The sequence below is a fragment of the Actinoplanes nipponensis genome (assembly GCF_016862275.1).
Classification (GTDB): domain Bacteria; phylum Actinomycetota; class Actinomycetes; order Mycobacteriales; family Micromonosporaceae; genus Actinoplanes; species Actinoplanes nipponensis.
On sequence record NZ_BOMQ01000055.1, the window covers coordinates 1 to 24,960 of the forward strand.

Annotated in this window: 27 protein-coding genes; 11 read left to right on the top strand and 16 right to left on the bottom strand. The window is 75.2% G+C overall.

Annotation, left to right across the window (positions count from 1 at the left end):
- Nucleotide 1: 1 nt before the first annotated feature.
- Together Ani05nite_RS23420 and Ani05nite_RS23425 are read right to left on the bottom strand one after the other, a co-directional pair.
- Complete coding sequence (locus tag Ani05nite_RS23420) at nt 2-790, bottom strand: aminotransferase class IV (RefSeq protein ID WP_203771465.1); 789 nt, start codon at nt 788-790, stop codon at nt 2-4.
- A gap of 9 nt (nt 791-799) precedes the next feature.
- Nucleotides 800-1,531: a DUF72 domain-containing protein gene (locus Ani05nite_RS23425; protein ID WP_239130539.1), complete on the bottom strand. Its 732-nt coding sequence runs from the start codon at nt 1,529-1,531 to the stop codon at nt 800-802.
- A 93-nt stretch (nt 1,532-1,624) separates the two neighbouring features.
- Here Ani05nite_RS23425 and Ani05nite_RS23430 point away from each other — a divergent pair, with 93 nt between their 5' ends.
- Together Ani05nite_RS23430 and Ani05nite_RS23435 are read left to right on the top strand one after the other, a co-directional pair.
- Complete coding sequence (locus Ani05nite_RS23430) at nt 1,625-1,807, top strand: hypothetical protein (protein ID WP_203771470.1); 183 nt, start codon at nt 1,625-1,627, stop codon at nt 1,805-1,807.
- A 10-nt stretch (nt 1,808-1,817) separates the two neighbouring features.
- Nucleotides 1,818-3,065, top strand: coding sequence for a cupin domain-containing protein (locus Ani05nite_RS23435; protein ID WP_203771472.1), 1,248 nt, complete (start codon nt 1,818-1,820; stop codon nt 3,063-3,065).
- A 98-nt stretch (nt 3,066-3,163) separates the two neighbouring features.
- Here the strand turns inward: Ani05nite_RS23435 and Ani05nite_RS23440 are convergent, their stop codons facing one another.
- From Ani05nite_RS23440 to Ani05nite_RS23475, 8 genes are all read right to left on the bottom strand, one after another.
- Complete coding sequence (locus Ani05nite_RS23440) at nt 3,164-3,874, bottom strand: hypothetical protein (RefSeq protein WP_203771474.1); 711 nt, start codon at nt 3,872-3,874, stop codon at nt 3,164-3,166.
- The gene (locus Ani05nite_RS23445) at nt 3,871-6,516 is read right to left on the bottom strand and encodes an FtsK/SpoIIIE domain-containing protein (RefSeq protein ID WP_203771477.1); all 2,646 of its coding nucleotides are present in this window, start codon (nt 6,514-6,516) and stop codon (nt 3,871-3,873) included. The genes Ani05nite_RS23440 and Ani05nite_RS23445 overlap by 4 nt, the downstream gene beginning before the upstream one ends.
- Nucleotides 6,509-7,405, bottom strand: a complete 897-nt coding sequence (locus Ani05nite_RS23450) for a hypothetical protein (protein ID WP_203771479.1) — start codon at nt 7,403-7,405, stop codon at nt 6,509-6,511. The genes Ani05nite_RS23445 and Ani05nite_RS23450 overlap by 8 nt, the downstream gene beginning before the upstream one ends.
- Nucleotides 7,406-7,409: 4 nt before the next feature.
- Nucleotides 7,410-7,670 (bottom strand): hypothetical protein, encoded by a 261-nt coding sequence (locus Ani05nite_RS23455; RefSeq protein WP_203771481.1) that lies wholly within the window; start codon nt 7,668-7,670, stop codon nt 7,410-7,412.
- A 223-nt stretch (nt 7,671-7,893) separates the two neighbouring features.
- Nucleotides 7,894-8,268, bottom strand: coding sequence for a PIN domain-containing protein (locus Ani05nite_RS23460; protein ID WP_203771483.1), 375 nt, complete (start codon nt 8,266-8,268; stop codon nt 7,894-7,896).
- A 23-nt stretch (nt 8,269-8,291) separates the two neighbouring features.
- A complete protein-coding gene (locus Ani05nite_RS23465) occupies nt 8,292-9,047 on the bottom strand; it encodes a hypothetical protein (RefSeq protein ID WP_203771485.1) in 756 nt (251 codons plus the stop codon).
- Nucleotides 9,048-9,280: 233 nt separating this feature from the next.
- Nucleotides 9,281-10,261, bottom strand: a complete 981-nt coding sequence (locus Ani05nite_RS23470; RefSeq protein ID WP_203771487.1) for a LysR family transcriptional regulator — start codon at nt 10,259-10,261, stop codon at nt 9,281-9,283.
- Nucleotides 10,262-10,441: 180 nt separating this feature from the next.
- Entirely contained in the window at nt 10,442-11,047 is a 606-nt protein-coding gene (locus Ani05nite_RS23475) for a hemerythrin domain-containing protein (protein ID WP_203771489.1), read from the bottom strand.
- A gap of 96 nt (nt 11,048-11,143) precedes the next feature.
- Here Ani05nite_RS23475 and Ani05nite_RS23480 point away from each other — a divergent pair, with 96 nt between their 5' ends.
- Complete coding sequence (locus Ani05nite_RS23480) at nt 11,144-12,454, top strand: M20/M25/M40 family metallo-hydrolase (protein ID WP_203771491.1); 1,311 nt, start codon at nt 11,144-11,146, stop codon at nt 12,452-12,454.
- 19 nt (nt 12,455-12,473) lie between these two features.
- Nucleotides 12,474-13,142, top strand: a complete 669-nt coding sequence (locus Ani05nite_RS23485) for a hypothetical protein (RefSeq protein WP_203771492.1) — start codon at nt 12,474-12,476, stop codon at nt 13,140-13,142.
- A gap of 59 nt (nt 13,143-13,201) precedes the next feature.
- Here the strand turns inward: Ani05nite_RS23485 and Ani05nite_RS23490 are convergent, their stop codons facing one another.
- Both Ani05nite_RS23490 and Ani05nite_RS23495 read right to left on the bottom strand, forming a co-directional pair.
- Nucleotides 13,202-13,393, bottom strand: coding sequence for a DUF5703 family protein (locus Ani05nite_RS23490; protein ID WP_203771494.1), 192 nt, complete (start codon nt 13,391-13,393; stop codon nt 13,202-13,204).
- Nucleotides 13,394-13,398: 5 nt separating this feature from the next.
- Nucleotides 13,399-14,415 (bottom strand): aldo/keto reductase, encoded by a 1,017-nt coding sequence (locus Ani05nite_RS23495; RefSeq protein ID WP_203771495.1) that lies wholly within the window; start codon nt 14,413-14,415, stop codon nt 13,399-13,401.
- A gap of 165 nt (nt 14,416-14,580) precedes the next feature.
- On the opposite strand from Ani05nite_RS23495, the gene Ani05nite_RS23500 reads away from it, so the two are divergent.
- From Ani05nite_RS23500 to mshC, 5 genes are all read left to right on the top strand, one after another.
- Nucleotides 14,581-15,633, top strand: coding sequence for an LLM class F420-dependent oxidoreductase (locus Ani05nite_RS23500; protein WP_203771496.1), 1,053 nt, complete (start codon nt 14,581-14,583; stop codon nt 15,631-15,633).
- Between the two features lie 2 nt (nt 15,634-15,635).
- Nucleotides 15,636-16,325 carry a histidine phosphatase family protein gene (locus Ani05nite_RS23505; protein ID WP_203771497.1) on the top strand — a complete coding sequence of 230 codons (690 nt, stop codon included), beginning with the start codon at nt 15,636-15,638 and terminating at the stop codon, nt 16,323-16,325.
- Nucleotides 16,326-16,434: 109 nt separating this feature from the next.
- Nucleotides 16,435-17,034, top strand: coding sequence for a DUF3090 domain-containing protein (locus Ani05nite_RS23510; protein ID WP_203771498.1), 600 nt, complete (start codon nt 16,435-16,437; stop codon nt 17,032-17,034).
- Nucleotides 17,031-17,846, top strand: a complete 816-nt coding sequence (locus tag Ani05nite_RS23515; RefSeq protein WP_203771499.1) for an SCO1664 family protein — start codon at nt 17,031-17,033, stop codon at nt 17,844-17,846. The genes Ani05nite_RS23510 and Ani05nite_RS23515 overlap by 4 nt, the downstream gene beginning before the upstream one ends.
- Nucleotides 17,847-17,901: 55 nt before the next feature.
- Nucleotides 17,902-19,140: a cysteine--1-D-myo-inosityl 2-amino-2-deoxy-alpha-D-glucopyranoside ligase gene (gene mshC / locus Ani05nite_RS23520; protein WP_203771500.1), complete on the top strand. Its 1,239-nt coding sequence runs from the start codon at nt 17,902-17,904 to the stop codon at nt 19,138-19,140.
- A gap of 62 nt (nt 19,141-19,202) precedes the next feature.
- On the opposite strand, the gene Ani05nite_RS23525 is transcribed toward mshC, so the two are convergent.
- Both Ani05nite_RS23525 and Ani05nite_RS23530 read right to left on the bottom strand, forming a co-directional pair.
- On the bottom strand, nt 19,203-19,871 hold the full coding sequence (locus Ani05nite_RS23525; protein WP_203771501.1) for a response regulator: 669 nt from the start codon (nt 19,869-19,871) through the stop codon (nt 19,203-19,205).
- A complete protein-coding gene (locus Ani05nite_RS23530) occupies nt 19,868-21,010 on the bottom strand; it encodes a sensor histidine kinase (protein ID WP_203771502.1) in 1,143 nt (380 codons plus the stop codon). Before Ani05nite_RS23530 ends, Ani05nite_RS23525 begins: the two co-directional genes overlap by 4 nt.
- 178 nt (nt 21,011-21,188) lie before the next feature.
- On the opposite strand from Ani05nite_RS23530, the gene Ani05nite_RS23535 reads away from it, so the two are divergent.
- A complete protein-coding gene (locus tag Ani05nite_RS23535) occupies nt 21,189-22,439 on the top strand; it encodes a hypothetical protein (RefSeq protein ID WP_203771503.1) in 1,251 nt (416 codons plus the stop codon).
- A gap of 42 nt (nt 22,440-22,481) precedes the next feature.
- On the opposite strand, the gene Ani05nite_RS23540 is transcribed toward Ani05nite_RS23535, so the two are convergent.
- Nucleotides 22,482-23,549 carry an alkene reductase gene (locus Ani05nite_RS23540; protein ID WP_203771504.1) on the bottom strand — a complete coding sequence of 356 codons (1,068 nt, stop codon included), beginning with the start codon at nt 23,547-23,549 and terminating at the stop codon, nt 22,482-22,484.
- Nucleotides 23,550-23,670: 121 nt separating this feature from the next.
- Between Ani05nite_RS23540 and Ani05nite_RS23545 the strand changes: the two genes are divergently transcribed.
- Nucleotides 23,671-24,177 carry a MarR family winged helix-turn-helix transcriptional regulator gene (locus Ani05nite_RS23545; RefSeq protein ID WP_203771505.1) on the top strand — a complete coding sequence of 169 codons (507 nt, stop codon included), beginning with the start codon at nt 23,671-23,673 and terminating at the stop codon, nt 24,175-24,177.
- Here Ani05nite_RS23545 and Ani05nite_RS23550 read toward each other — a convergent pair.
- Nucleotides 24,164-24,955 (bottom strand): GntR family transcriptional regulator, encoded by a 792-nt coding sequence (locus Ani05nite_RS23550; RefSeq protein WP_203771506.1) that lies wholly within the window; start codon nt 24,953-24,955, stop codon nt 24,164-24,166. The genes Ani05nite_RS23545 and Ani05nite_RS23550 overlap by 14 nt on opposite strands.
- Nucleotides 24,956-24,960: the final 5 nt, after the last annotated feature.

Consider the following 24,960-nt stretch of genomic DNA (forward strand, 5'->3'; position numbering starts at 1 on the left):
ACTAGAGCTCGTCCCAGGGCACGGTGGCCCAGGCTGCCCGCAGCGTCTCGCCGAGCAGGCCGTCGTCCTTGAGCGGCAGCTCGTCGATGCTGGCGATCGGCCGGGCGGCCGACCGCGTGCTCACCGCGGCGGCCGCCGCGAAGCCGCTGAGCTCCTCGGCGTCCACCGGCCGCAGGCGCCACGGGATGCCGTTGATCGACATGGCGATCTGCAGCAGCACCATGGTCACCCCCCGCAGCACCGGCGCGTCCGGCCACACCACCTGGCCGCCGTCCCAGAACGCCACGTTCCACGCCGTGCCCTCCCGGACGCGCCCGTCGTGACCGACGAACAGCGCGTCGTCGAAGCCGGCCAGCCGGGCCTCGCGGAGCCGGTAGTTCAGGCCCATCGTCGCCTGGTGCTTGTGCTCGGGCAGCTCACGCTCGTAGCGCACGGTCTGCACCCGCAGCGGCGGTCCGGGCTCGGCCGGCGCCGGCTCGGAGACCGACACGAGCACGTCCGGCGGGCCCTGCACGTCCGGACCCGGCACGAAAGTCACCCGTACGGAGGCGTCCCGGACGTCGCCGAGGGCGTGCCGGATCAGCCCCAGCAGCTGGTGCTCCTCGGCCACCCCGATGCGGTGGCCGAACAGCTCCTCCGCCCCGTCGGCCAGCCGGGCCAGGTGCAGGGCCAGGCCCCGGACCCGATGGTCGCGCACCTGCAGCGAGGTGTAGTGCCCGTAGTTGAGGGTGGCGATCCGGTGCAGCTCCGCCAGGTCCGGCGGCCGACCGTTGAGCTCGGCGTTCAACACCCCACCACGCTACGGCGTCCGGGTGACCTTGATGCCGCGGCGGCGGGCCTGCGCGGCCATCGCGGCGGCGTCGGTGACGGCCGCGCCGCCGGGGTCGTTGTTGAAATAGACGTACGTCGGCACGCCGGGCAGCCGGTCCAGCCAGGTGCCCAGCGACGTCCGGCCGTACCGGGGCCACGGCTGCGCGCGTCCCTCGTGCAGTCGCAGGTAGCCGAAGTCCGCGGTGACCCACAGCGGGGTCACCGGCCGGCCCTTGCGGTCGGCCCAGCTCAGCGCCGCGTTGTGCCGGCGCAGCAGGTCCCGGACCTCGTCGGTCCACCAGGAGTCGTGCCGCGGCTCGACGGCGACCTTGACGCCCCGGGGGAACAGGCCCAGCGTCTCGTCCAGCGCGGCCACGTCGATCTTGAGGGTGGGCGGCAGCTGGAGCAGCACCGGCCCGAGCTTGTCGCCGAGCGCCTCGGCCCGGCCCAGGAACCGGGCCACCGGCTCGGCCGGCTCCCGCAGCCGCTTGATGTGGGTCAGGTAGCGGCTCATCTTGACGGCGAAGACGAAGCCGTCCGGGGTGCGCCGCCGCCACTGGGCGAACGTGTCGCGCTCGGGCAGCCGGTAGAACGCGTTGTTGACCTCGACGGTGGCGAAGGACTCGGCGTACCTCTCCAGCCAGAGCCGCTGCGGCAGCTTCGGCGGGTACAACCGGTCCTCGCCCCGCCAGTCCTTGTACTGCCAGCCCGAGGTCCCCATCACCAGCACGGCGTGGTGTTACCCGCGTCGCGCCCCGGTTAGACGTGATCCACGAAGGGTACGAGCAGATCTCAACCTGACGAAGGAGCTTTCATGCGACTCAGCGACGAGGACATCACCGGCGGCAGCGGCGTCTCGGGCGAGGGTGTGGCCGACGGCGGCGCCAACCCGAACGGTCACGACGGTGGCGCGGACGGCGGCGCGGGCGAGGGCCCGGCCGACGGCGGCGCGAACCCGGCCGGCCACGACGGCGGCGCCGACGGCAGCGCCTCCTGAGGCTGAAGCCATGACGAACCACACGCCGGGCGGCAGCGAGGACCGCCCGGCTCTGGCCCGGGCGGTCGCCGTCGACCCGGCGAAGTTCGCCGAGGCCTACTGGGGACGCCAGCCGCTGCTCACCCGGGCCGACGAGCTGGCCGGCCCGGACGGCTTCACCGACCTGCTGTCGGTGGACGCGGTCGACGAGCTGCTGAGCGAGCGCGGGCTGCGGACGCCGTTCCTGCGGGTGGCCGACCGGGGCACGGTGCTGCCCGCCTCGGCCTTCACCGGCAGCGGCGGCGCCGGCGCCGAGGTCGGCGACCAGGTGATCGACGACAAGGTGCTGCGCCTGTACGCCGACGGCGCCACCCTGGTGCTGCAGGGCCTGCACCGGATCTGGCCGCCCCTGACCGACTACGCCCGCCGGCTCGGCGCCGAGCTGCGGCAGCCGCTGCAGGTCAACGCCTACCTGACGCCGGCCGGCAACAAGGGTTTCGCCACCCACTACGACACCCACGACGTCTTCGTGCTGCAGGTGGACGGCACCAAGCGCTGGCGCATCCACGAGCCCGTGCTGCCCGAGCCGCTCGAACGCCAGGCCTGGGGCGGCCACGCGGACGAGGTGGGCGCGGTGGCCGACGGCCCGGCGGCGCTGGACGTCGTGCTGGCCCCCGGCGACGCGCTCTACCTGCCCCGCGGCTGGCTGCACTCGGCGCAGGCGCAGGGCGAGCGGTCGCTGCACCTGACCTTCGGCGTGCGCGCGCTGACCCGGTACGCGCTGGTGGAGGAGCTGCTCCGGCTGGCCGCCGAGGACCGGCGGCTGCGCGCCACCCTGCCGTACGCGATGGACGTCGCCGACCCGGAGGCGGTCGCGCCGGAACTCGCCGAGACGGTCGAGGCCCTGCGCGACTGGCTGCTCACCGCCGACCCGGCCACCGTGGCGGCCCGCCTGCGCGACCGGGCCTGGCCCGCGCAGCGTCCGGCCCCGCTCCGGCCGCTGGCCCAGCTCTCCTTCGCCGAGCGGCTCGGCCCGGACGACCGCATCACGGTCCGCGACGGCCTGCGCTGGCAGCTGCACGAGGACGGCCCGGAGCACGTGCTGCTCCGGCTGACCGGGCGCACGCTGCGGTTCCCGGCCTTCTGCGCGCCGGCCGTGCGGACCGCTCTGGACGGCGCGCCGCACCGTGTCGGCGACCTGCCGGGCCTGGACGACGACGAGGACCGCCTGGTCCTGGCCCGCCGCCTGCTCCGCGAAGCCCTGGCCGTCCCCGCCTGACCGCCGCCGCCCGCCCGACCCGCCGCCGCCCGCCGGCCGATGCCTCCGGCACGGCCGCGGATCGGCCCGGCTCCGCGCCGCGGGCGGGGCGGCCGGGGTCAGGTCGCGGCGCCGCCCCGGGCCAGGGCCAGCACCAGCCCGGCGGCGATCAGGCCGGCGATCAGCACGGTCGCCACCGCGGACGGGTCGAGCTGCACGCCGTTGCGGTCGGCCACCCGCTTCGCGCCGATCACGGCCAGGATCGGGCCCAGCAGCGCCACGACCAGCGCCACCACCGGCAGCGCGGCCGCCCAGTCACCACCGGCCTGCCGGCCCGCCCAGCGCAGCGTCGACCACGCCGCCACCCCGGCCGCCCCGCCCAGCGCGCCGAGCACGACGTACACCAGCGAGGCGCCCCGGGTCGGCTTGCGCGGCGCGGGCTTCCACGCCGCCGTGGCCTCGGCCTCCTTGAGGTAGTCGTCCGCGTCGCGGTCCCGCTGGCGCGGCACGGCCGGCTGGGGCGCGTGCGCGCCGAACCGCTCGGCCACCCGGCCCACCTTGTGCGCGAACTCCGCCCACAGCACCGCCGACCGGGCGTCGACCTCCTCGCGGTCGCGCTGCGCCGCCCGCCACGCCGCCTGCGTCTCGCGGATGCGCTCGTCGGCCGCGCGCACCGCCTCGTCGGCCTCCCGCGCGCGGCTGTCGTGCCAGGCGTGCGCCTCGGCCCGGTGCGCGGCGGCCTCGTCGTCGAGTTGGGTCAGCTTCCGCACGACGCCGCGGTAGTCGGGCGTGCGCCGCTCGACCGTGCCGTCGTTCTCCGGCCCCGTCATGACGGCCCGTACGGGATGATCACCTCGGCGCCGCGGTGCACCGAGCGGTCGAAGTGCAGCGCCCGCCAGGGCCGCGGATACCAGTTCGGCGAACCGTGCCCCGGGTAGTACGGCGACAGCTCACTGCCGTGCACGTCCAGCGCCACCCACGCTCCCACCGTGTCGGTCCTGGTGCCCTGGCCGCCCAGGGTGTCGCGCAGCAGGGCCGCCCCGCGCCACCAGCCGATCAGGTGGATGCGCCGCTCCGGCCCCTGCCGCATGATCCGCCGCAGCAGCTCGCTCGTGCCCCCGGGCGCCGCGTCGACCGCGTACAGCAGCAGGAACCACGGCTTGTCGGCCGCCGAGCCGAACTCGGCCCGCTCGGCCGCGCCCTCCAGCAGGACGTCGATGTTGTCGTTGTCGAAGTAGCCCGTCTCCGCCGGCAGGTACGCCTTCAGCGCGTCGACCGCCGCGCCGGCGTCGGTGTCCAGGCAGGCCACGGAGAACTGCGCCGCGCCCGGCGTGAACTGGGCGGCCAGCGACCGCGCGGCCGTGCCCAGCACCGCGCAGGCCTCGTCGACCCGGGTGCCGAGCACCGCGATGGTGCGGCCCGGCGCCCGGCGCAGCACCGTCTGCGCCGACCGGGAGGCGACGTCGATCGTCTCGCCGAGCAGCACCACCGGGGCGGGCACCGTGTCGGCCGGGGTGAACGTGCGGAACTCGGGGCTGTCCTCCAGCCGGGGGATGGCGTCGCCGTCGAAGAGCCGCGGGGCGCTCAGCTCCGGCGGCCGGTGCCGCCACAGCCGGTGCTGCAGTTCGCTCCAGCGTTCCCGGTTGCCGGCGTCGGGCACCCGGACCACCCGGTTCGCCTCGATCGCGCCCGAGTCGGCGTTGACCACCGCGTGGTAGCGCGGCAGCGAGTCCGCCGCCTGGTTGGTCTCCGCCAGCACCCGGCGGGCCCGGGGCAGCGCGATCCGCAGCGAGAACTGGGCGACCAGCGCCGGCCGGCCCCACAGCGCCTCGATGCCGGAGACGTCCTGGCTGGCCAGCACGAGGTGGATGCCCTGCGAGCGGCCGCGCCGGGCCAGGTCCTCGAGCAGGTCCACGGCCTCGGCGGCCACCGCGTCGCGGCCGGAGAGCAGCACCTGGAACTCGTCGACCACGGCCACGATCCGCGGCCAGGAGCCCGCCGGGTCCTCGGCGCGCAGCTCGGCCAGGTTGGTGACCTCGTGCCGCTTGGCCGCGTCGGCCCGGCTGCGCAGCTCGGCGCCGAGGAAGCGCAGCAGGGCCAGGCCGAACTCGCGGTCGGTGTTGACGTTCACCCCGACCAGCCGGACGTGCGGCAGCCAGCTCGGGTCCCGCCGGCCCGGCGCGAACCGGGCGAACGACACGCCCTCCTTGAAGTCGAGCAGGTAGAACGCCAGCTCGGCGGGGGAGTAGCGGGCGGCCAGCGCGCCCATCCAGGCGTAGATCAGGTTGGTCTTGCCGGTGCCCGACGGGCCGGCGATCAGGGCGTGCGGCGGGTAGTCGCTCAGCGTCACGAGCACGGGGGCGCCCTGCGGGCTGTCGCCGAGCGGCGCGGTCAGCGCCCGCGCCGAGCTCTGCTGCCACTCGTGCTCCGGCAGCAGGCTGTCCAGCGCGACGGGGGCCGGCCCGGCGGCGACCTCGTCGGCGATCTGCCGGGCGGTGCGGGTGATCACGGACGCCGGCGGACCCGCGTCCAGGCACACCGGCAGATCTCCGCACCCGCTGAGCCGCGCGGCGTCGCCCTCGGCCGCGCTGACCACCTCGATGCCGGCGGCGGGCCGCACCGGGAGACCTCTGATGATCAGGTGTACGCCGCAGGCGGCGCCCGTGCGCAGCAGCCTGTCCAGCTGGCCCCGCTCGTGCCGGGACAGTTCGTCGGCGCGCCCGGCGCCGAGCAGGATGGCCACCCGCCACGGCTCGGGCCGCCGGCCGGTGGCGGCGGCGAGTTCGCGCAGCGACGAGTGCTCGCCGGCCAGCACGGTCTCGTTGATCCGCCGGACGTGGTCGACGAGCTCGTCCAGCAGCGCCGGCAGCCCGCCCGGCCCGACGAAGCTCAGCACCCCGGCCGGCGCCAGCGGGGCGAACCCGGCCAGGCCGCCGCCGAGCTGCTCCGGGTCGTACCCGGTGAGCCGCACCCGGCCCGCCTGCGCGCCGCCCAGCGCGCGCAGCAGCAGGCCGGCGACGACGTCGTCGCCGATGCGCGCGTCGCCCTCGACCACCACGTGCCCGTGGTCGAGCAGCGGCGCCAGCGCCGGGACCTCCCCGTCGTACGGCAGCAGCAGCCGGCCCACCCGCAGCTCCGGCGCCGGGGCCTGGGTGCCGGCGGGGGTGGGCCGCCACCGGTCCCACGGCAGGCCCGCGGCGCCGGGCGCGGCCGCCAGGGCCGTCTCGGCGGCCGCGCCGGCCAGCGCGGCCAGGTCCCGTTCGTGTTGCTCGTCGATCTCGTGCAGCCGCTTGTCGCGCTGCTCGGCCAGCCGCCGCCGGCGTTCGCGGGCGGCCGCGACCACCCGGGCGCGCCGGGTCACCGCCTGCTCGTAGGCGTTCTGCGCGGCTTCCAGGGCGTCCTCGGCCGCGCCGAGCGCGTGCGACAGTGCGGCCCGGACCTCGACGACCTGTTGCGCCCTGGAGTCAGGCATCGACGCCGCGGGATCGCAACGGCTCGGGGGCGCCCGGGTCGAGCGTCGCCGGATCGCGGCCCAGGCGGGCCAGCAGCACCCCGGTCAGCACGCTGGCCGTGACCGCCGAGTCGGCCGGGTGCGCGGGCGGCTGCTCGGGCGGGGGCGTGCGGCAGATGCGGGCCAGCAGCGCGTCCAGCACCGCGGGCGGCGTGCCGGGCAGCAGCGACCTGACCCGGCCGCCGGCGGCGCCGCGCAGCCGCGGCAGGTCGTCCGGCCCGGGCTCGTGGCCCAGCAGGTCGCCGGCCAGGCGGTGCAGCACCGGCGGAGTGACCGCGGACAGCCCGAGCCCGGTGGCCGCGTTGACGTCGTGCAGGTCCCGGCCGAGCCGCGCGCGGTCGCCCGAGCGCACCCCGGCGGCCACCTTGCGCAGCAGCTCGGCGGTGTCGGCCGGGCGTTCCGGGGAGGCGCCGTTCTCCCGGGGCGGGGGCGGCGCCTCGCCGGTCAGCTTCTCGACCCGCTCGCGCCACCAGGGGCCCAGCTTCTCCGGCGGGGGCCGGTGGTGCTGCTCGCCGGGCGGCCCGGCCGGCTCGTCCGGCTGCTTCTGCTTCGCCAGGCCGGCCTTCCAGTCGCGGTCCGGCGGCGCGCTCGCGTCCGCGGCCAGCCCCAGCGCCGCCAGGTACGCCGCGATCGCGTCCTGGGCCAGCCGCAGGGCCGCCGCGGCGTGCTCGGCGTGCTCGGTGGCGTTGCCGAGCTGCGGCACGCCGATCGGGTCGACCGAGGTCTGGCGCACCCAGTTCAGCAGCTCGGTGGCGGTGCGCAGGCGTTCCATGGCCACCGACACCAGGCCGGTGGGCAGCTCGTCGGACGTGGCCCTGAGCTGGGCGCCGAGTTCCTGCAGGAGCGACATCGCGTTACAGCGTCGCCGTGTAGGTCTGCGCCTGCTCGACCGCGAGCAGCGTGGCGCCCAGGCACTCCTCGAGCTGCTGATCGGCCTGGGACAGCGAGGCGTGGGCGGCGCCGACGGCGTCGTTGACGCTGCCGTCGAGGGCCGCGGCCAGGCTCTGCTGGGCCTCACCCAGCTTCTCCCGGGCCGCCTGTATCGCTGCCTGACCCTCCGTGACCTGCTGGAGCGCGGCATCGACGGCCGCTCTGACCTCGGCGACGCTGGCCACCCGGGCAGCCTCCTGGGAATAGGTAGCACCTTGCTAGGAGTCACCTTAGCTGTCCGCGATGCGTCGGTCGTGTCCGCGTGCCCGTTTCCGCGCGAGCCGCCTGCCGGGCCGCGCCGTCGCCCGGGCGGGACGGCGGACGGGTGCGCCGCCGGCCTCAGCGGGGACGCTGGACGGGTGCGCCGCCGGCCTCAGTGGGGGACGCTGGACGGGTACGCCACCGGCCTCAGCGGGGGACGCTGGACGGGCCGCGTACCCCGGCGCCCAGCGCGGTGACCCGGTCGCGCAGGCCGCGGTCGGCGGTCACCACGACGACCGCACGACCGGCGCCCTCGGCGGCGACCAGGGCCACGATCGCGTCGTCGCCGGAGCCGGCCGCGCGCTCGACGCGTACCCCCGGCACGGCCGGCACGTCGCGGGCCCGGCCCTCCACGACCAGCACGACCTCGACCGGCCCGGGAAGACCCGGCAGGCCGGTGTCGGCGACCCCGGTGAGGCCGTCGCGCAGGCGCGCGGTGGCCGCGGCGCGGTCCCGCCACCAACCGTCCGGCTTGGAGCCGACCACGTTGGCGGCGTCGACGACCAGCAGCGGGACGTTCATGCAAGGAGCGTCCCACACCGGAATCAGACGCTTGTCCCAGCCGCTGACCGGTCTGGTTCGCCCGCTTCTTCTTCGCGGCGGCCGAGCCACGACGGGCCGCCGCCCGGATCGACATCACCCGCTTCCTGAGCGCGGACGCCCCGCGAGGTCCTGTCCGCCGCCGCCCGCCGCCGCCCGCCGCCGCCCGGCCGCCGGCCGCCCGCCGGCCCGCCGCCGCCTGCCCGCCGCCCGCCCGCCGGGCCGTGGAGCCGGCGCCGGCCGGCATCGGCGTGGCCGACCTCGACACCGAGCATCTGCTCTGGGCCGTGCTCCAGCTCCCGGCCCAGCAGGCCCAGGTCCGCCGGGTCGGCACCGACCCGGACGCCCTGCTCGCCGAGCCCGGCGGCCCGTCCCGCGTGCCCGGTGCCCTGCTGCCCGACCGGACCGCGCTGACCCACGCGACCAAGCTCGCGCTGCTGGAGAGCCTGCAGCTCCCGCGCGCGCTGGGCGCCTCCTACGTGGGCCCCGAGCACGTCCTGATGACGCCGGACCTCACCCGGACTCGACGGCCGGCTGCTCGCCGGGCCGATCGACCCGCGCACGCCGCAGCCGGCCGAGCCGCAGCCGGCCGAGCCGCAGCCGGCCGAGCCGCAGCCGGCCGAGCCACAGCCGACCGAGCCACAGCCGGGCCGGGGCGGCCCGGCCGGGAGCGGCGGCGAGCCCGGCAGCCCGTCCACGCTGGAGCAGTGGGGCGTCGACCTGACCGGGCCGGCCCGGCGCGGCGAGATCGACCCGGTCATCGGCCGGGCCGACGAGATCGGGCAGGCCGTCGAGATCCTGTCGCGGCGCCCCAAGAACGCCGGACCGTGAGCTGCAGGAAAAGCTCGACCGGCGGCTGCGTGAACAGCTGCGCCCGGCCAGACGGTACGGGCGGACGCGGTGGACGGTCAGCCGGCCTCCGCGGTCGGGTCGGCGGCCACCGCCTGATCCGGGAAACGTGCAGCCCCGGCTCCGCAGGGAGCCGGGGCGTTCCTCACGCCGCGGCCAGCTGGGCCCCGCCGAGCTGCGGGTAGTCCACCAGCCATTCGATGTAGAGGGGGTTGCGGGCCACCACCTCGTGGTACGCCTCGCCGGCCATGCCCATGAGCCGGGGCGCGACCCGGGCGGCGGGGCTGTCCGGGTGCCAGCCGAGCACCTGGCGCCAGCGCAGCGGCGCGCCCTGCAGCGGGCGGTGGGTGAGCCCGGCGGGTGGCCGGAACGTGGGCTGGCACAGCGCCAGCGCCAGCCCGGACTCCACCATGTCCACGCAGCCGCGGATGTCGGTCTCCAGCACCCGGCGCGGGGTGAACCCGGCCCGGGCGCAGGCGGCCGCGAAGCAGTCGGCGAAGCAGCCGTCGCCGGTGCCGGCCACCCACTGCTCGTCGGCCAGCTCGGACAGGTCCACGTCGACGCCCTTGGCCGCGGAGTGGTCCTCCGGCATGAGCACGCACACCGCGTCGACCGCGATGGTCTGCCACACCATGCCGTAGTCGGCCGAGGGGATGGCGTCGCCGCAGACGCCGACCTGCGCGTAGTCGAGCTTGCCGGCCAGCACCATGCCGCACAGCTCCTCCACGTAGTACGACGCGTGGGTGCTGATCTGGGCGTCCGGCTGGGCCTCGGAGAGCCGGTGCACCATGCCGCCGATGACCGGGCCGCCGATCGCCCCGATCCGGTAGCGGGTCATCACGTTCTCGTCCGTGCCCGACCCGGCCAGTCGGGCCGCCTCGTCCTGCAGGCCCTTCATGGCCGGCAGCAGCACCCGGGCCCGGGAGAGCACCAGCTCACCCAGCGCCGTCGGCCGGGCGCCACGCCGGTCCCGCTCGAAGAGCGGCCCACCCAGGGTCCGCTCGATGCGTTGCAGCTGGGCGGTCAACGCCGGCTGGGCGAGGCCCAGCAGCGAGGCCGCCTTCGTCACGCTGCCCGTCTCCGCGATGGCACAGACCACCTTGAGATGCCGCAGCTCCAGGTTCATAGCGTGACGGTAGGACGTTCGCGGGATATCGGCTAGACCTTCGGCCAGCCAAAGATCCTCCACTTGTGACAAATAGGTTAACCAAAAGGGCAGAAGCAGCTAACCCGTGCACCCTTACCCGTGCGTAGAGTGAGGTTGCTTTCGCTATGAGTGAAATTTGCCGTCCACTTTGTGCTTTCTTCAGAGATCCCGGGGGTACGTCGTCCGCCGGCTGATCATGTCGCGCATCTTGTCCACCACGGCCACCGCGGGGTCCACCACCTTGTTCCACGGCGGCGTGGCCGGGGTGGACGGATGCGGCCGGGTCGGCGCCGCCTCCTCGGCCAGCTCCACCCGGTTGCCCAGCCGGACCAGATCCTCCACCGGGGCCATCCGCAGCAGCAGCGGCAGCAGCTCGGACGATGCCGCGTCCGCGTGCCGGGTCAGCCGCCGGCACACGTCGCCGGCACGCTCCGCCCGGTTCCCGTCGTCCGCGGCCTCCAGCAGCCGCAGCGCCTCCAGCAACGCCCGGTCCTCGGCGATCTCCCGGTCCACCAGCGCGTAGCCGTCCGGCACCGTCGAGCGCACCGCGGGATAGAGGTACTGCTCCTCGGCGGACAGGTGGCGCGACAGCTCCGCGCTGATCACCTGGGCGATGCTGCGGCGGCGCGCGGCGTCGGTCGCCTCGCCGGTGAGCTCCGCGCAGAGGTCGAGCAGCTCGCGGTGCTGCCGGCTGACGAGGTCGACGACGTTGGGGCCGGTCGTCTCACCGCCCACGGGCGGCAGGGGCGGCAACGGTACGGACACTCTGCTTCCTCTCCACGGTGCGCAAGGTCGCGCCGGTCTTACCCGTACCTGATCTCCCGCCAAACGCCGCCCGGGCTGAGCTGGTAAGAAGAGCGCATGGAACCTCTCTCCGCCGCCGACGAGGTCGTCGACATCTGCCGCGACCTGCTCCGGATCGACACCAGCAACACCGGCGATCCGCGCACCACCGTCGGCGAGCGCGTCGCCGCGGAGTACGTCGCGGCGCAGCTCAGCGAGGCCGGCATCGCCGTCGAGCTGCACGAGTCCGCGCCCCGGCGGGCCAACCTGGTGGCCCGCATCCCCGGCGCCGACCGCAGCCGCGGCGCGCTTCTCGTGCACGGCCACCTCGACGTCGTCCCGGCCGACGCCAGCGAGTGGTCGGTGCCGCCGTTCTCCGGCGAGGAGAAGGACGGCTACCTCTGGGGCCGCGGCGCGATCGACATGAAGGACTTCGACGCGATGACCCTCGCCGTGGTCCGCGGCTGGCAGCGCACCGGCTACGTGCCCCCGCGCGACATCGTGCTGGCCTACACCGCCGACGAGGAGGCGGGCATGGAGTACGGCTCGCAGTTCCTGGTCCGCGAGCACGCCGACCTGTTCGAGGGCTGCACCGAGGCCATCGGCGAGGTCGGCGGCTTCTCCTACACGGTCAACGACGACCTGCGGCTCTACCTGGTCGAGACCGCCGAGAAGGGCATCGACTGGCTGCGGCTGCACGCCAAGGGCCGGCCCGGGCACGGCTCCTTCGTGCACGACGACAACGCGGTCACCGCGCTCGCCGAGGCCGTCGCCGCGGTCGGCCGGCACCGGTTCCCGATGGTCGTCACACCCACCGTGCGGGCCTTCCTCGAGCAGGTCTCCGAGGCGCTCGGCATAGAGCTCGACCCCGACGAGCCGGAACTGGCCATCGCCAAGCTCGGCCCGATCGCCAACCTGATCGGCGCGACCGTGCGCAACACCGCCAACCCGACCCGGCTGGAGGCCGGATACAAGGACAACGTCATCCCCGGCAAGGCGTCCGCCACCATCGACTGCCGCACCCTGCCCGGCCAGGCCGAGATCTTCCTTGACCAGCTGCGCCAGGTGATCGGCCCGGACATCGAGATCGAGCACGTCTCGCGGCAGGAGGCGCTGGAGACCGGCTTCGACGGCGCGCTGGTCGAGGCCATGGGCGCCGCGCTGCGGGCCGAGGACCCGGGCGCCCGCACGGTGCCGTACATGCTCTCCGGCGGCACCGACGCCAAGGCGTTCAGCACGCTGGGCATCCGCTGCTTCGGCTTCGCGCCGCTGAAACTGCCCGCCGACCTCAACTTCTCCGCGCTGTTCCACGGCGTGGACGAGCGGGTCCCGGTGGAGGGACTACAGTTCGGCGTGCGTGTGCTCGACCGACTGCTGCAGGCGAGCTGATGAGAGGACTTTTCACACCATGACCGACCAGCACGCGGACCTCGACGCCGCCCTCGAGCGCGTCATCGAGGCCGCGAAAGCCCACCTGGCGGCGGTCAAGGCCGCCCAGGGGCGGGTGGACGACGACGACGTGTGGCAGGCGTACGTCCACCTCAACAACACCTCCTTCGCGTACGACGAGCAGCTGCTCGAGGCGTACGGCGAGGTCACGCCGTGGGACGTCGAATCGATCGACCCCGACGAGGCCGACCAGCGCTTCGGCGGCGGCCTCGGCGGCCTGGACGGCGCCGGCGCCGACCCGCACCCGCGGGTGATCTCGGTGCGCCAGCGCCGCGACTACCGGGTGCCCAGCGTCGCCGCGCTGCTGCGGGTGGCCGACGCCGCCCGCCGCAACCTGGTGCCGGCCGACGAGGAGGCCGGCGAGGTCGAGTCCGTCGGCGAGGCCGTGCTGGAGCTGCTCCAGGCCGGCGACGGCTCGCTCGCCTCGCTGGACGTGCCCGAGCTGGAGCCGCTCGACGGCCTGCTCACCGTCAGCGAGGTCACCGAGCCGCTCGACCTCGAGGCGTTCGAGGACGAGGACGGCGCCGGACCGTTCGCCCCGGCCCCGGACGACCAGCTGGTCGGCCGCCTGGACGAGCACCCCTTCACCGAGGACGAGGAAGACGAGCACGCCGGTCACAACCACTGAGTTGGACAGGGCGACAGCCGCCCGCCTCGATGAGGCGGGCGGCTGCTCCATGTCCGTGGCTATGTGATGAGGCCGGGCTGCAGGTTGCTCTGGACCTTGCGGCGGAGCATCACCTGCCTGGTCCCGTCCCGGAAGAGCTGGACGCGGGCCAGCTCCCATCCCGAGAACTCGGCCTGGATCGCCAGTTGCGCCGCGGCGGTCAAGCGATCGACATTCGATGGCAACCGGAGCGGCGCGTACTCGTAGTCCATGCGTCCTAATATGCCCCTGCGCCAGGCATGTCACCAGCCCCCGGGCCGGTCAGGCCCTCCCGTTCCGGGTAGCCGACCGGCACGGCCGACACGTCGTCCAGCGCGTCGGCGATCTCGCCCGGCAGGACCAGTTCCTCGCTCTGCAGGGCGCCCTGCAGCTGCCCGGCCGTGCGCGCGCCCAGGATCGGGGCGACCACCCCGGGCCGGTCGCGGATCCAGGCCAGCGCCACCTCCAGCGGCGACACCCCCAGCCCCCCGGCCGCGATGACCACCGCCTCGACGATGCTCGAGCTGCGCGGCTCCAGGTACGTCCGCACGAACGGCGCCAGGTGCTCGGTGGCCGCCCGCGAGTCCAGCGGCCGGCCGTTGCGGTACTTGCCGGTCAGCACCCCGCGGCCCAGCGGCGACCACGGCAGCACGCCGATGCCCAGCGCCGCGGCGGCCGGCAGCACCTCGCGCTCGATGCCGCGTTCCAGCAGCGAGTACTCCACCTGGGTGGCGACGATGGGGGCCCGGGTGGGAAACGCCTGCTGCCAGGCGGCGGCCCGCGCGGTCTGCCAGCCGGCGAAGTTGGACACCCCGACGTAGCGGACCCGGCCGCTGTTCACCGCGTGGTCCAGCGCCGACAGCGTCTCCTCCAGCGGGGTCTGCGGGTCGTAGCCGTGCACCTGCCACAGGTCCACGTAGTCGGTGCCGAGCCGGCGCAGCGACGCGTCCAGGGTGCGCAGCAGGTGGCCGCGGGAGCTGTCGCGGCGGCGGTGGCCGTACCCGCCGAGGCCGGCCTTGGTGGCGATCAGCACCTCGTCGCGGGGCACCAGGTGGTCGATCAGCGAGCCGATCACCGTCTCGGCGTCGCCGTCGCCGTACACGTCGGCGGTGTCCAGCAGCGTGCCGCCGGCCTCCAGATAGAGCTTGAGCTGGGCGGCCGCGTCGTCGGGGTCGGTGTCCCGGCCCCACGTCATGGTGCCGAGGGCGAGCCGCGAGACCGCCAGCCCGCTTCGGCCGAGCGGTCGCTGTTGCATGGGTGAACCTTATTCAGACACGCCCGGCCGCGAAACGCTCCCGGCAGCTCAATAGGGCGGCGATCGGTCGGGTACGCGACCCAAGTCCGTAAAGATCACTGAGCGTGTTCGCCTAGGCTTCGTAGCGCGGAGCATCGGTGCTCCCGCGCAGAACCGGGAGGACCCGTGCGGCTCGGACTCAGCCTCGGATACCAGACATCGTGGACCACACCCGCGGACCATCTCGCCATGGCCCAGGAGGCCGATCGGCTCGGCTACTCGGTGGTGTGGGCGGCGGAGGCGTACGGCTCGGACTCGCCGACCATGCTGGCCTGGATCGCCGGCCAGACCACCGCGATCGACGTCGGCGCCGCCGTCATGCAGATCCCGGCGCGCAGCCCGGCGATGACCGCGATGACCGCCGCGACCATCGACACGCTGTCCGGCGGCCGGTTCCGGCTGGGCCTGGGCGTGTCCGGGCCGCAGGTCTCCGAGGGCTGGCACGGCGTGCGCTTCGGCAAGCCGCTGGGCCGCACCCGCGAGTACGTCGACATCGTCAAGCTGGCCATCGCCCGCAAGCCGGTGGCCTACGACGGCGAGCACTACACGCTGCCGCTGCCGGACGGCCCGGGCAAGGCGCTGCGGCTGGGCTTCCACCCGCCGCGCGAGCACATCCCGATCTACCTGGCCGCGGTCGGCCCGAAGAACCTGGAGCTGGCCGGCGAGATCGCGGACGGCTGGCTGGCCATCTTCTACGCGCCCGACGCGGCGGGGGAGTACCTCCAGCACATCGAGCGCGGCCGGGCCCGCGGCGGCGCCGGGCTGACCGGCTTCGACGTCGCGCCCACCGTGCCGGTGGTGATCGGCGACGACATCGCGGCCGGCGCCGACCAGGTCCGGCCGTACGCGGCGCTGTACGTCGGCGGCATGGGCAGCCGCGAGCAGAACTTCTACAACCAGCTCGCCGTCCGGATGGGCTACGCCGACGCCGCCAAGCAGGTCCAGGACCTCTACCTGGACCGCAAGCCGCGCGAGGCGGCGGCCGCGATCCCGCAGGACTTCATCACCCGGACGTCCATGGTGGGCCCGAAGGAGCGGATCACCGAACGGATCCGCGAGTACGCGGCGGCCGGCGTCGGCACGCTCTCGATCAGCCCGTACGTGGGCGATCTGGAGAGCGGCATCGCCACGCTGCGCACCGTCGCGGAGGCGTTCGAGGCGTCGGGCGTGGCCGAGTAGCCGTGGCCACCGTCCTGCTGCTCCGCCACGGGCGGACCACCGCCAACGCCACCGGCGAGCTCGCCGGCCGGCTCCCGGTCGAGCTCGACGAGGCCGGCCGGGGCCAGGCCCAGCGGGTCGGCGAGCGGCTGCGCAAGCTGCCGTTCGCCGCCGTGGTGACCAGCCCGCTCGTCCGCTGCCGGCAGACCCTGGAGCTGGCCCTGCCCGACATCGTGCCGGAGGTCGACGAGGGCCTGATCGAGTGCGGTTACGGCGACTGGGAGGGCCGCCCGCTCAAGGAGCTGACCGGCGAGCCGCTGTGGCCGGTCGTGCAGCAGCATCCCAGCGCGGCCGTGTTCCCGAACGGCGAGGCGATGGCGGCCATGTCGGCGCGCGCGGTGGCCACGATCCGCCGCTGGGACGCGCACGTCACCGCCACGCACGGCCCGGAGGCGCTGTGGCTGGCGTGCAGCCACGGCGATGTGATCAAGGCCATCGTGGCCGACGCGATGGGGCTGCACCTCGACGAGTTCCAGCGCCTGGTGGCCGATCCGGCCTCGGTGAGCGTCATCCGCTACACCCCGACCCGGCCGTTCCTGGTGCGGCTCAACGACACCGCCGACCTGTCGGCGCTGATTCCCCCGAAGCCCGCCGAGGGCGCGCTGCCCGAGTCCGACGCGGCCGTGGGCGGGGGCGCGGGCGGCGGCGCGTGAGTACGGCCGGTAACCGGCGTGTTACCACAGCGTGCGCGTGCTTTGCGCCCTCGGCGAACCGCGCCCGTGGGCTGAGCGATCGCGCACGCGGGCGGATAGGGTCGAACCCATGACCCACCAGGTGCATGCCTTCGAGCCGCCGGAGCGGTTCGTCGCCGGGACGGTGGGCGAGCCGGGGGACCGGACATTCTTCCTCCAGGCCCGCGGTGGCGGCCGGGTGGTCAGCGTGGCGCTGGAGAAGGTCCAGGTGTCGCTGCTCGCCGAGAAGCTCGAGGAGCTGCTCACCGAGGCCAGCCGCCGGTTCGGCGTCGACCTGCCCGAGGCCCCCGTGCTCGCGATCAACGACAACGAACCGCTGGACACCCCCGTCGACGAGGAGTTCCGGGTCGGCACGCTGGGGCTGGCGTTCGACGTCGACACCACCACGGTCGTCATCGAGGCCATCGAGGCCGGCGAGGGCGACGCGGAGGTCGAGCTCGACGAGGACGACGAGGACGACGACGACCCGGTCGCCGACGACGACGAGGACGACGAGCCCGACGACGACCTCGACCGGCTGCGCGTACGGCTGACCCCCGAGGCGACCCGCGCGTTCATCGACCGGGCCCGGCGCGTGGTCGCGGCCGGCCGGCCGCCGTGCCCGCTGTGCGGCCAGCCGCTCGACCCGGCCGGCCACCTCTGCCCCCGGCACAACGGCTACCACCGGTGACGACGGAGCCGGCCAGCGTGCTCGCCGAGTCCGAGGCCCTGGAGCTGCTCGCCCGCGGCGAGCTGGAGCTGGAGGGCCGGCTCGTCGACGCCTCCAACACCACCCTGCGCGCCGAGATCACCCTGGACGGCGTCACCCGCCGCTGCGTCTACAAGCCGGTGCGCGGCGAGCGCCCGCTGTGGGATTTCCCCGACGGCACGCTGGCGGGGCGCGAGGTGTCAGCGTTCCTGGTCTCCCAGGCGACCGGCTGGGGGCTGGTGCCACCGACCATCCTGCGCGACGGGCCGCTGGGTCCGGGCGCCTGCCAGCTGTGGATCGACGAGCCGGAGGACGCCGAGTCGCTGATCGGCTTCGTCCCGGCGTACGACGTGCCGCCGGGCTGGTTCGCGGTGGCGGCGGCCCGCGACGAGGACGGCGACGCGTACGCGCTGGCCCACGCCGACGACCCGCGGCTGTCGCGCCTCGCGGTCCTGGACGCGGTGATCAACAACGCCGACCGCAAGGGCGGCCACGTGCTGTACGCCCCTGACGGCCGCATCCACGGCGTCGACCACGGCGTGTGCTTCCACGTGGAGAACAAGCTCCGCACGGTGCTCTGGGGCTGGACGGGCCGGCCGATCCCGGCCGAGTCGGTCGAGGTGCTCGCCCGGCTCGGCGAGCAGCTCGACGGCGCGCTGGGCGAGGCGCTCGAGGAGCACCTGACGCTCACCGAGATCCAGCATGCCCGGCTGCGGGTGCGCCGGCTGCTGCGGGCCGCCCGCTTCCCCAAGCCGCCGCAGGACTGGCCGGCCGTGCCCTGGCCGCCGGTCTGAGGCTTTACTCACGCCCACGCGGTTTCTGTCGGTGGTGCTGGATAGGCTCCTGACCATGGACGCATGGACGGGGCACGAGGTGCCGACGCTGCCGGGGACCGCGACGCCGCCCGCGCTGTACGACTCGGCCCGCCGGTCGGTGCAGCCCACGACGCCGGGTGCGGTCGCGACGATGTACGTGTGCGGCATCACCCCGTACGACGCCACCCACCTGGGCCACGCCGCCACGATGATCACCTTCGACCTGGTCCAGCGCGCCTGGCGCGACGCCGGCCTCGAGGTGCGCTACGTGCAGAACGTCACCGACATCGACGACCCGCTGCTCGAGCGGGCCGCCCGCGACGGTGAGGACTGGGTGGTCCTGGCGATGCGCGAGACGGCCCTGTTCCGCGAGGACATGGAGGCGCTGCGGATGATCCCGCCGGCGCACTACGTGGGCGCGGTCGAGTCCATCCCGGCGATCGCGGCGCACGTGCGCGAGCTGATCGACGACGGCTCGGCATACCGGCTGGACGACGGCACCGGCGACGTCTACTTCACCCTCGAGGCGGCGCCGCGCTTCGGCTACGAGTCGCACCTGTCCCGCGAGGAGATGCTGGTGCTGTCCGCCGAGCGCGGCGGCGACCCGGAACGCCCCGGCAAGCGCGACCCGCTCGACCCGCTGCTGTGGCGCGGCGCCCGCGCCGGCGAGCCCGCCTGGGACGGCGGCGACCTGGGCCCCGGCCGGCCCGGCTGGCACATCGAGTGCGCGACCATCGCCCTGGGCCTGCTCGGCGAGACGATGGACGTGCAGGGCGGCGGCAACGACCTGCTCTACCCGCACCACGAGTGCTCGGCCGCGCACGCCGAGCGCCTCACCGGCACGGAGCCGTTCGCCCGGCACTACGTGCACGCCGGCATGATCGGCCTGGACGGCGAGAAGATGTCGAAGTCCAAGGGCAACCTGGTGTTCGTCTCCCGCCTGCGCGGCGACGGGGTCGACCCGATGGCGGTCCGCGTCGGCCTGCTCGCCGAGCACTACCGCACCGACCGCCAGTGGACCGACGACGTGCTCAAGACCGGCCAGCAGCGCCTGGCCCGCTGGCGCGAGGCCGCCGCGGCCCCGGCCGGCCCGTCGGGCGAGGGGTTGCTGGCCGCGGTCCGCGAGGCCCTGCACCACGACCTGGACACGCCGGCGGCCCTGGCCCTGGTGGACGCCTGGTCCGAGGCGGCGGTGTCGGGCATCGGGGAGGACGCGCAGGCGCCGGCGCTGATGGCCCGGACGGTGGACGCGCTGCTCGGCATCCGCCTCTGACGGCCTCGGCCCGGGGGCGCCCGACCCGTCACGGCCCGGCCCGGCGATGAGCGACGACGGCGTCATTGCCCGGTGACGCCGTCGCCGGCCCGGACCAGCCCCGACTCGTAGGCGTACACCACCGCCTGCACCCGGTCGCGCAGCCCGAGCTTCATCAGCACCCGGGCCACATGGGTCTTGACCGTGGCCTCCCCGACGCCCAGCCCGGCGGCGATCTCGGCGTTGGACCGGCCCCGGGCCAGCAGCCGCAGCACGTCGGTCTCGCGCGGGGTCAGCTCGCCCAGCTCCGGCGGCGGCGCCGGGCCGGGCCGGCCGGCGAACGCCGAGATCACCCGGGTGGTGACCGCCGGGTCGAGCAGCGCCTCGCCGCCGGCCACGACCCGGATCGCGGTGATCAGGTGCTCGGGCGAGGACACCTTCAGCAGGAAGCCGCTGGCCCCGGCCCGCAGCGCCCGGTACAGGTTCTCGTCGGTGTCGAAGGTGGTGAGCACGATGATCCGGGGCGGGTGCGGGGCGGCCAGCAGGGCCCGGGTCGCGCTCAGCCCGTCCTGGCGCGGCATGGCGATGTCCATCAGCACGACGTCGGGGCGCAGCCGCCGGACCACGCTCACCGCCTCGGCGCCGTCGCCGGCCTCGCCCACCACGGTCAGGTCCGGTTCGGTCTCGATGACCATGCGCAGCCCGGCCCGCAGCATCAGCTGGTCGTCCGCGATGACCACGGTGATGCTCATCGGGCCGCCGGCGCCGGCAGCGGCAGCCGCGCCCGTACCGCGAAGCCGCCCTCGGGCCGCGGCCCGGCCGTGAGCTCGCCGCCGAACAGCATCACCCGTTCCCGCATGCCGATCAGGCCCTGGCCGCCGCCCGGCCCGGCCGGCGCCGCCCGGCCGTCGTCGGCCACCGTCAGGTGCAGGCCGTCGGCCCGGTGCTCGACCGTGACCGTCGCGCTCGCCGCGCCGGCGTGCTTGAGCACGTTGGTCAGCGCCTCCTGGGCGATCCGGTACGCCGACAGGTCCACCGCCGGCGGCACCGCCGCGGGCTCCCCGCTGCGGTGCACGGTGACCGTCAGCCCGGCCTCGCGCACTTGGGCGACCAGGTCGTCGAGGCGGTCCAGCCCGGCCGGCGGCGCCGTCTCGGCGGCGTCGCCGCGCAGCAGTCCCAGGGTGCGGCGCAGCTCCCCGACCGCCTCCCGGCCGGACACCTCGATGCTCCGCAGCAGCTGCGGGTCGATCTCCAGGCCGGCGTCGAGGCGGCGCCGCACCACGCCCGCCTGGACGACCATGACGGTGACGCTGTGCGCCACCATGTCGTGCAGCTCGCGGGCGATGCGGACCCGTTCCTCCGTGACCGCCTCGCGGGCCTGCTGCTCGCGGATCGACGCGCGGACGGCGGCCGTGTCCGCGACCCGCCTGTTCTGCAGCGCCACCGCGACGCCGAGCGCGTAGGGCGCCAGGCTGAAGAAGAACGCGGCCATCGGGTCCGTGCGGTCGTTGGCCCAGTAGACCAGCCCGGTGAGCAGCACGAAGAACCCGGCGGCGAGCCCGCGGAGCCGGGCCCGCCGGTCCGCGCCCGGCGCGGGCACGATCTGTCCCGCGGTGTACGCCGCGATGATCATCGCCACCAGCTGCCAGAGCCGGTAGCTGACCGGCGCGTCGTCGTAGAACACCGGGGCGGCGCTCACGCTGCTGGCGGCGATGGCCAGCACGGGCGCCAGCCGGCGCAGCAGCACCAGGGTGGCGAACAGCGTCAGCACGTACGGCCACCAGGCGCCCGGCATCCGGACGACGTACTCCTCGACGAGGGCGAACACCACGAAGGCCGCGGCCAGGGCGAGGTCGAGCGGGCGCAGCCGCCCGGCGAGCGTCCGGATCACCCCCTGACCGTACGGGCCGGACCCCGGTCGCCGAGACCACCTCGGGGCGGATGCGCCGTCCCCCGCGCGGGGGACCCGTGATCACTCCCGGTACGGGCGACGCCGCGCCCGCGGGTTCGTAACGTTCGCCGCCGGCCGCGGGACAGCGGCCCGCGACGACGAGACGAGGAGGCCCTTGATGTGGCGCAGAGCTGCCGCCGTCAGCCTGGTGACGGCCCCGATCCTGCTGGCGGTGGCGACCGGCGTGGACCCGGCGCTCGGCGCCGACCAGGCTGTCGGCGTCTACCGCCAGCACCCGGAGGCGACGCAGTGGCACTCGCTGCTGCTGCACTGGGCCTGGGTGTTGTTCGTGCCGGGGTTCCTGGGCCTGCTCGCCCCGGTCCGCCGGCGGGGCGCGGTCCTGGCCCGGGTCGCCTGGGTGGCGGTGCTGCTCGGCCTGGCGACGTTCTCGGCGCTGATGGCCGTCGACTTCTTCGTGCTGGCGCTGGAGCAGACGCTGCCGGACGCCCAGGTCACCGCGGTGGACGCCCGGTTCCAGGACCTGCTGCCCACGGTGGCCGGCTGGCAGTGGCCGGGCCTGGCCGGTTGGGCGCTGGCCCTGCTGCTGGTGCCGGTCACCGCGGCCCGCGCGCGGGTGGTCTCCTGGTGGACGGCCGGCGCCGCGCTGGCCGGCACGGCGCTGTACTTCCTGTTCGCCATCGCGCCCGTACCGGTGAATCTGCTCGGCCCGGTCGTGCTGGTCGGCGCGTACGCGGCGGCGTGGCAGCTGCTGCGGCCGCGGCCGGCGGCCGCCGAGCCGGACACCTTCGGCGCGTTCCGCCGCCGGGCCGGCCTGGTCTGCCTGTACGCCGCGCCGGTGGTGCTCGGCGCCGGGGTGGTCGCCGCGCCGCCCGGCGACTTCCTGGCGCACCCGGTGCAGACGCAGGTCAGCGCGCTGCTGCTGCACTACGGCTGGCTGCTGTTCGTGCCGGCGGTGCTGCTCGTGGCGGCGCGGGGCGGCCGGTTCACCCGGGTCGCCGCAGGCGTCACCGTCCTGGCCCTGCTGAACTTCAGCGCGCTCATGGTCGGCGACGCGGCTGACCTGGCCGCGCGGCAGGTGCTCGGCGCCGCCACGGCGGACCGGGTGGCCGAGACGCTGGGCGGGCTGCCGCTGCTCACGGTCGGCTGGGCGCTGCCGGGCATGGCGCTGAGCCTGCTGGGCCTGGTCGCGGTGCCCGTGGCGGCCGCGGTGGACGGGGTGACCCGGTGGTGGGTACCGGTGCTGGCCGGTGCCGGGCTGGCCGCGTTCCTCGTGGTGCCGGTGGGCCTGGCCGGGCTGGGCGGGCCGGTGCTGCTGCTGGCCGCGTACGGGCTGCTGGGCCGGGACCTGCGCCGGCCGCGGGAGGCGCCGGAGCTCCCGGCCGGGACGGTCGCGGCGGCAGCGGCGTGAGGGGCCGCCCGGCGGCCGGAGGGGGCTGCCGGGCGGCGTCGCTCACGCGGCGTCGAGCGCCGGGTAGTCGGTGTAGCCCTCGTGGTCGCCGCCGTACGCCTTGCCGTAGTCGGGCGTGTTGAACGGGCCGCCGGCCGCGAGCCGCGCCGGCAGGTCGGGGTTGGCCAGGAAGAGCGCGCCGTACGAGATCAGGTCGGCGTCGCCGTTCTCGATCCGCTTGAGCGCCTCGGGCCCGGTCCACGCGCCCGGCGTGTACGGGTTCAGGATGAACGTGCCCGCCCAGCGCTCCCGCAGCACCGGCGTGAACTCGGTGTCCGGCCCCTCGCCCACGTGCAGGTAGGCCAGCCCGAGCGGGGCCAGCGCGTCGACCAGGGCCAGGTACGTCGCCCGGTGGTCGTCCTCGCTGATGTCGTTGAACGGGTTGCTCGGCGAGATCCGCAGGCCCAGCCGGTCCGCGCCGATCTCCGCGGCGACCGCCCGGGCGACCTCCACGGTGAGCCGGATCCGGCCGGCGATCGTGCCGCCCCACTCGTCGTCCCGCCGGTTGGCGTTGGTCGACAGGAACTGGTGCAGCAGGTAGCCGTTCGCGCCGTGCAGCTCCACGCCGTCGAAGCCGGCCGCGATCGCGTTGCGGGCCGAGGCGGCGAAGTCGGCGATGGTCTCCGCGATGCCGGCGGCGTCCAGCGGCTCGGGCGTGACGAGGTCCTGGGGGCCGTCGGCGGTGAAGACCTGCCCGGCCGCCGCCACCGGTGAGGCGCCCACCGGGGTCGCGCCGTGCAGGCTCGGGTGCCCGATCCGGCCGGTGTGCATGAGCTGGGCGAAGATCAGGCCACCGCGCTCGTGCACCGCGGCGGTGACCGGCTGCCAGGCCGCGACCTGCTCGGCGGTGTGCAGTCCGGGGGTGTTCATGTACCCCTGGCCGACGGCCGAGGGCTGGGTGCCCTCGGTGATGATCAGGCCCGCGCCGGCGCGCTGGCCGTAGTAGGTGGCCATGAGCTCGGTCGCGGTGCCGCCGGGCCCGTACGCGCGGCTGCGCGTCATGGGGGCCATCACCACCCGGTTGCGCGTCGTGTACCGGCCGACCCGGGCGCCGTCGAATGCACTCGTCATGACAATCTCCTGTCCTCAACAGCTAATTTGCTGTCCAAGACAGGTAAGCGACCCGGTCCCGGATTTATTGCGCCCCGCCGGGTGATCAGGCCCACACCCCGGCCCGACTACGCTGAGCCGCATGGATGAGGGGTCGATCGCGCCGGGCGCCGCCGCCGGCGGGCCGATCAGCCACACCATCTTCCGGCTGGCCCGGATCCACTCGCTGCTGGCCGGCCGGCTGCTCCGCGAGGTCGGCCTGCACCCCAGCCAGGAGCTGCTGCTGATGGCGCTCTGGGACGGCGGGCCGCGCCGGCAGACCGACCTCGGGGCCGAGCTGGGCACCGACTCGGCCGGCACCACCCGGATCGTCCAGCGGCTGGAGGAGGCCGGCTACGTCCGCCGCCGGCCCGACCCGGCCGACCGGCGGGCCACCCTGGTCGAGACCACCCCGGCCGGGGCGGCGCTGCGCGAGCACGTCGAGCGGATCTGGACCCACCTGGAGGAGCTCACCGTCGGGGACATGACCCCGGCCGAGCAGGGGTCGGCACTGGCCGGCCTGCTGCGGCTGGAGCGCAACGTGCTGGCCACCGACCCCTGCCAGGAGCTCGGGCGCCGGGTCGGCAAGCGGGGCCTCACGCGAGAGTGAGGCCGGGGTCCGGGTCCGGGTCGGGGACCGGCGCCGGGATGCGGTACTCCTCGGTCAGCGTGGTCATCGGACCGGGCCAGGTCGCCTGGGCCACCTCGATCGGCTTGCGGGTCTCGTCGAAGGCCACGTGCAGCAGGTGCAGCACCGGCGTGTCCGGTCGGATCTGCAGGATCTCCGCCTCCTCGCGGCTGGGCTGGCGGGCGCTGATGGTGTCGGTCGCCGAGGCGTAGCGCCGCCCGATGGCCTCCTCGGCCTCCTGGTAGAGCGGCCGGCCGAACGCCTCCGCGCGCTCCAGCGAGGTCCCGGTCGCGTCGGTCACCCGGAACCACGACGCGCCGACCTCGACGGTGGCGTCGTCGGCGCGCACGAGGTGCCGGCGTACCAGCATCTCGGTGCCGTCGCGGACGCCGAACGCGTCCGCCACCTCGGGCGGCGCGGCCTCGCGGCCGACGCCGGCCAGCTGCTGGCGGTACCGGGCGGCCAGGTCGGCGTGGTAACCGCGGTGGGCGCCGTAGCGGCCGCGGGAGAGCCGGTTGAGCCGGCGCCGGGTGCCGCGCACGTACGTGCCGGAGCCCGGCTTGGTGATCAGGATGCCCTCGACCCGGAGCTGGTCGACGGTGCGTTGCACGGTCTGCTTGGCGACGCCGAACATCTCCGCCATGGCCGGGATGGACGGCAGCCGCTCACCGGGGTTCCAGTCCCCGCGGCGGATGCGTTCCCGCAGCTGGGCCGCGATCTGCCGGTGCGGGAACTCGGCGGCGCCGGGATTGATCGGCATGGCGT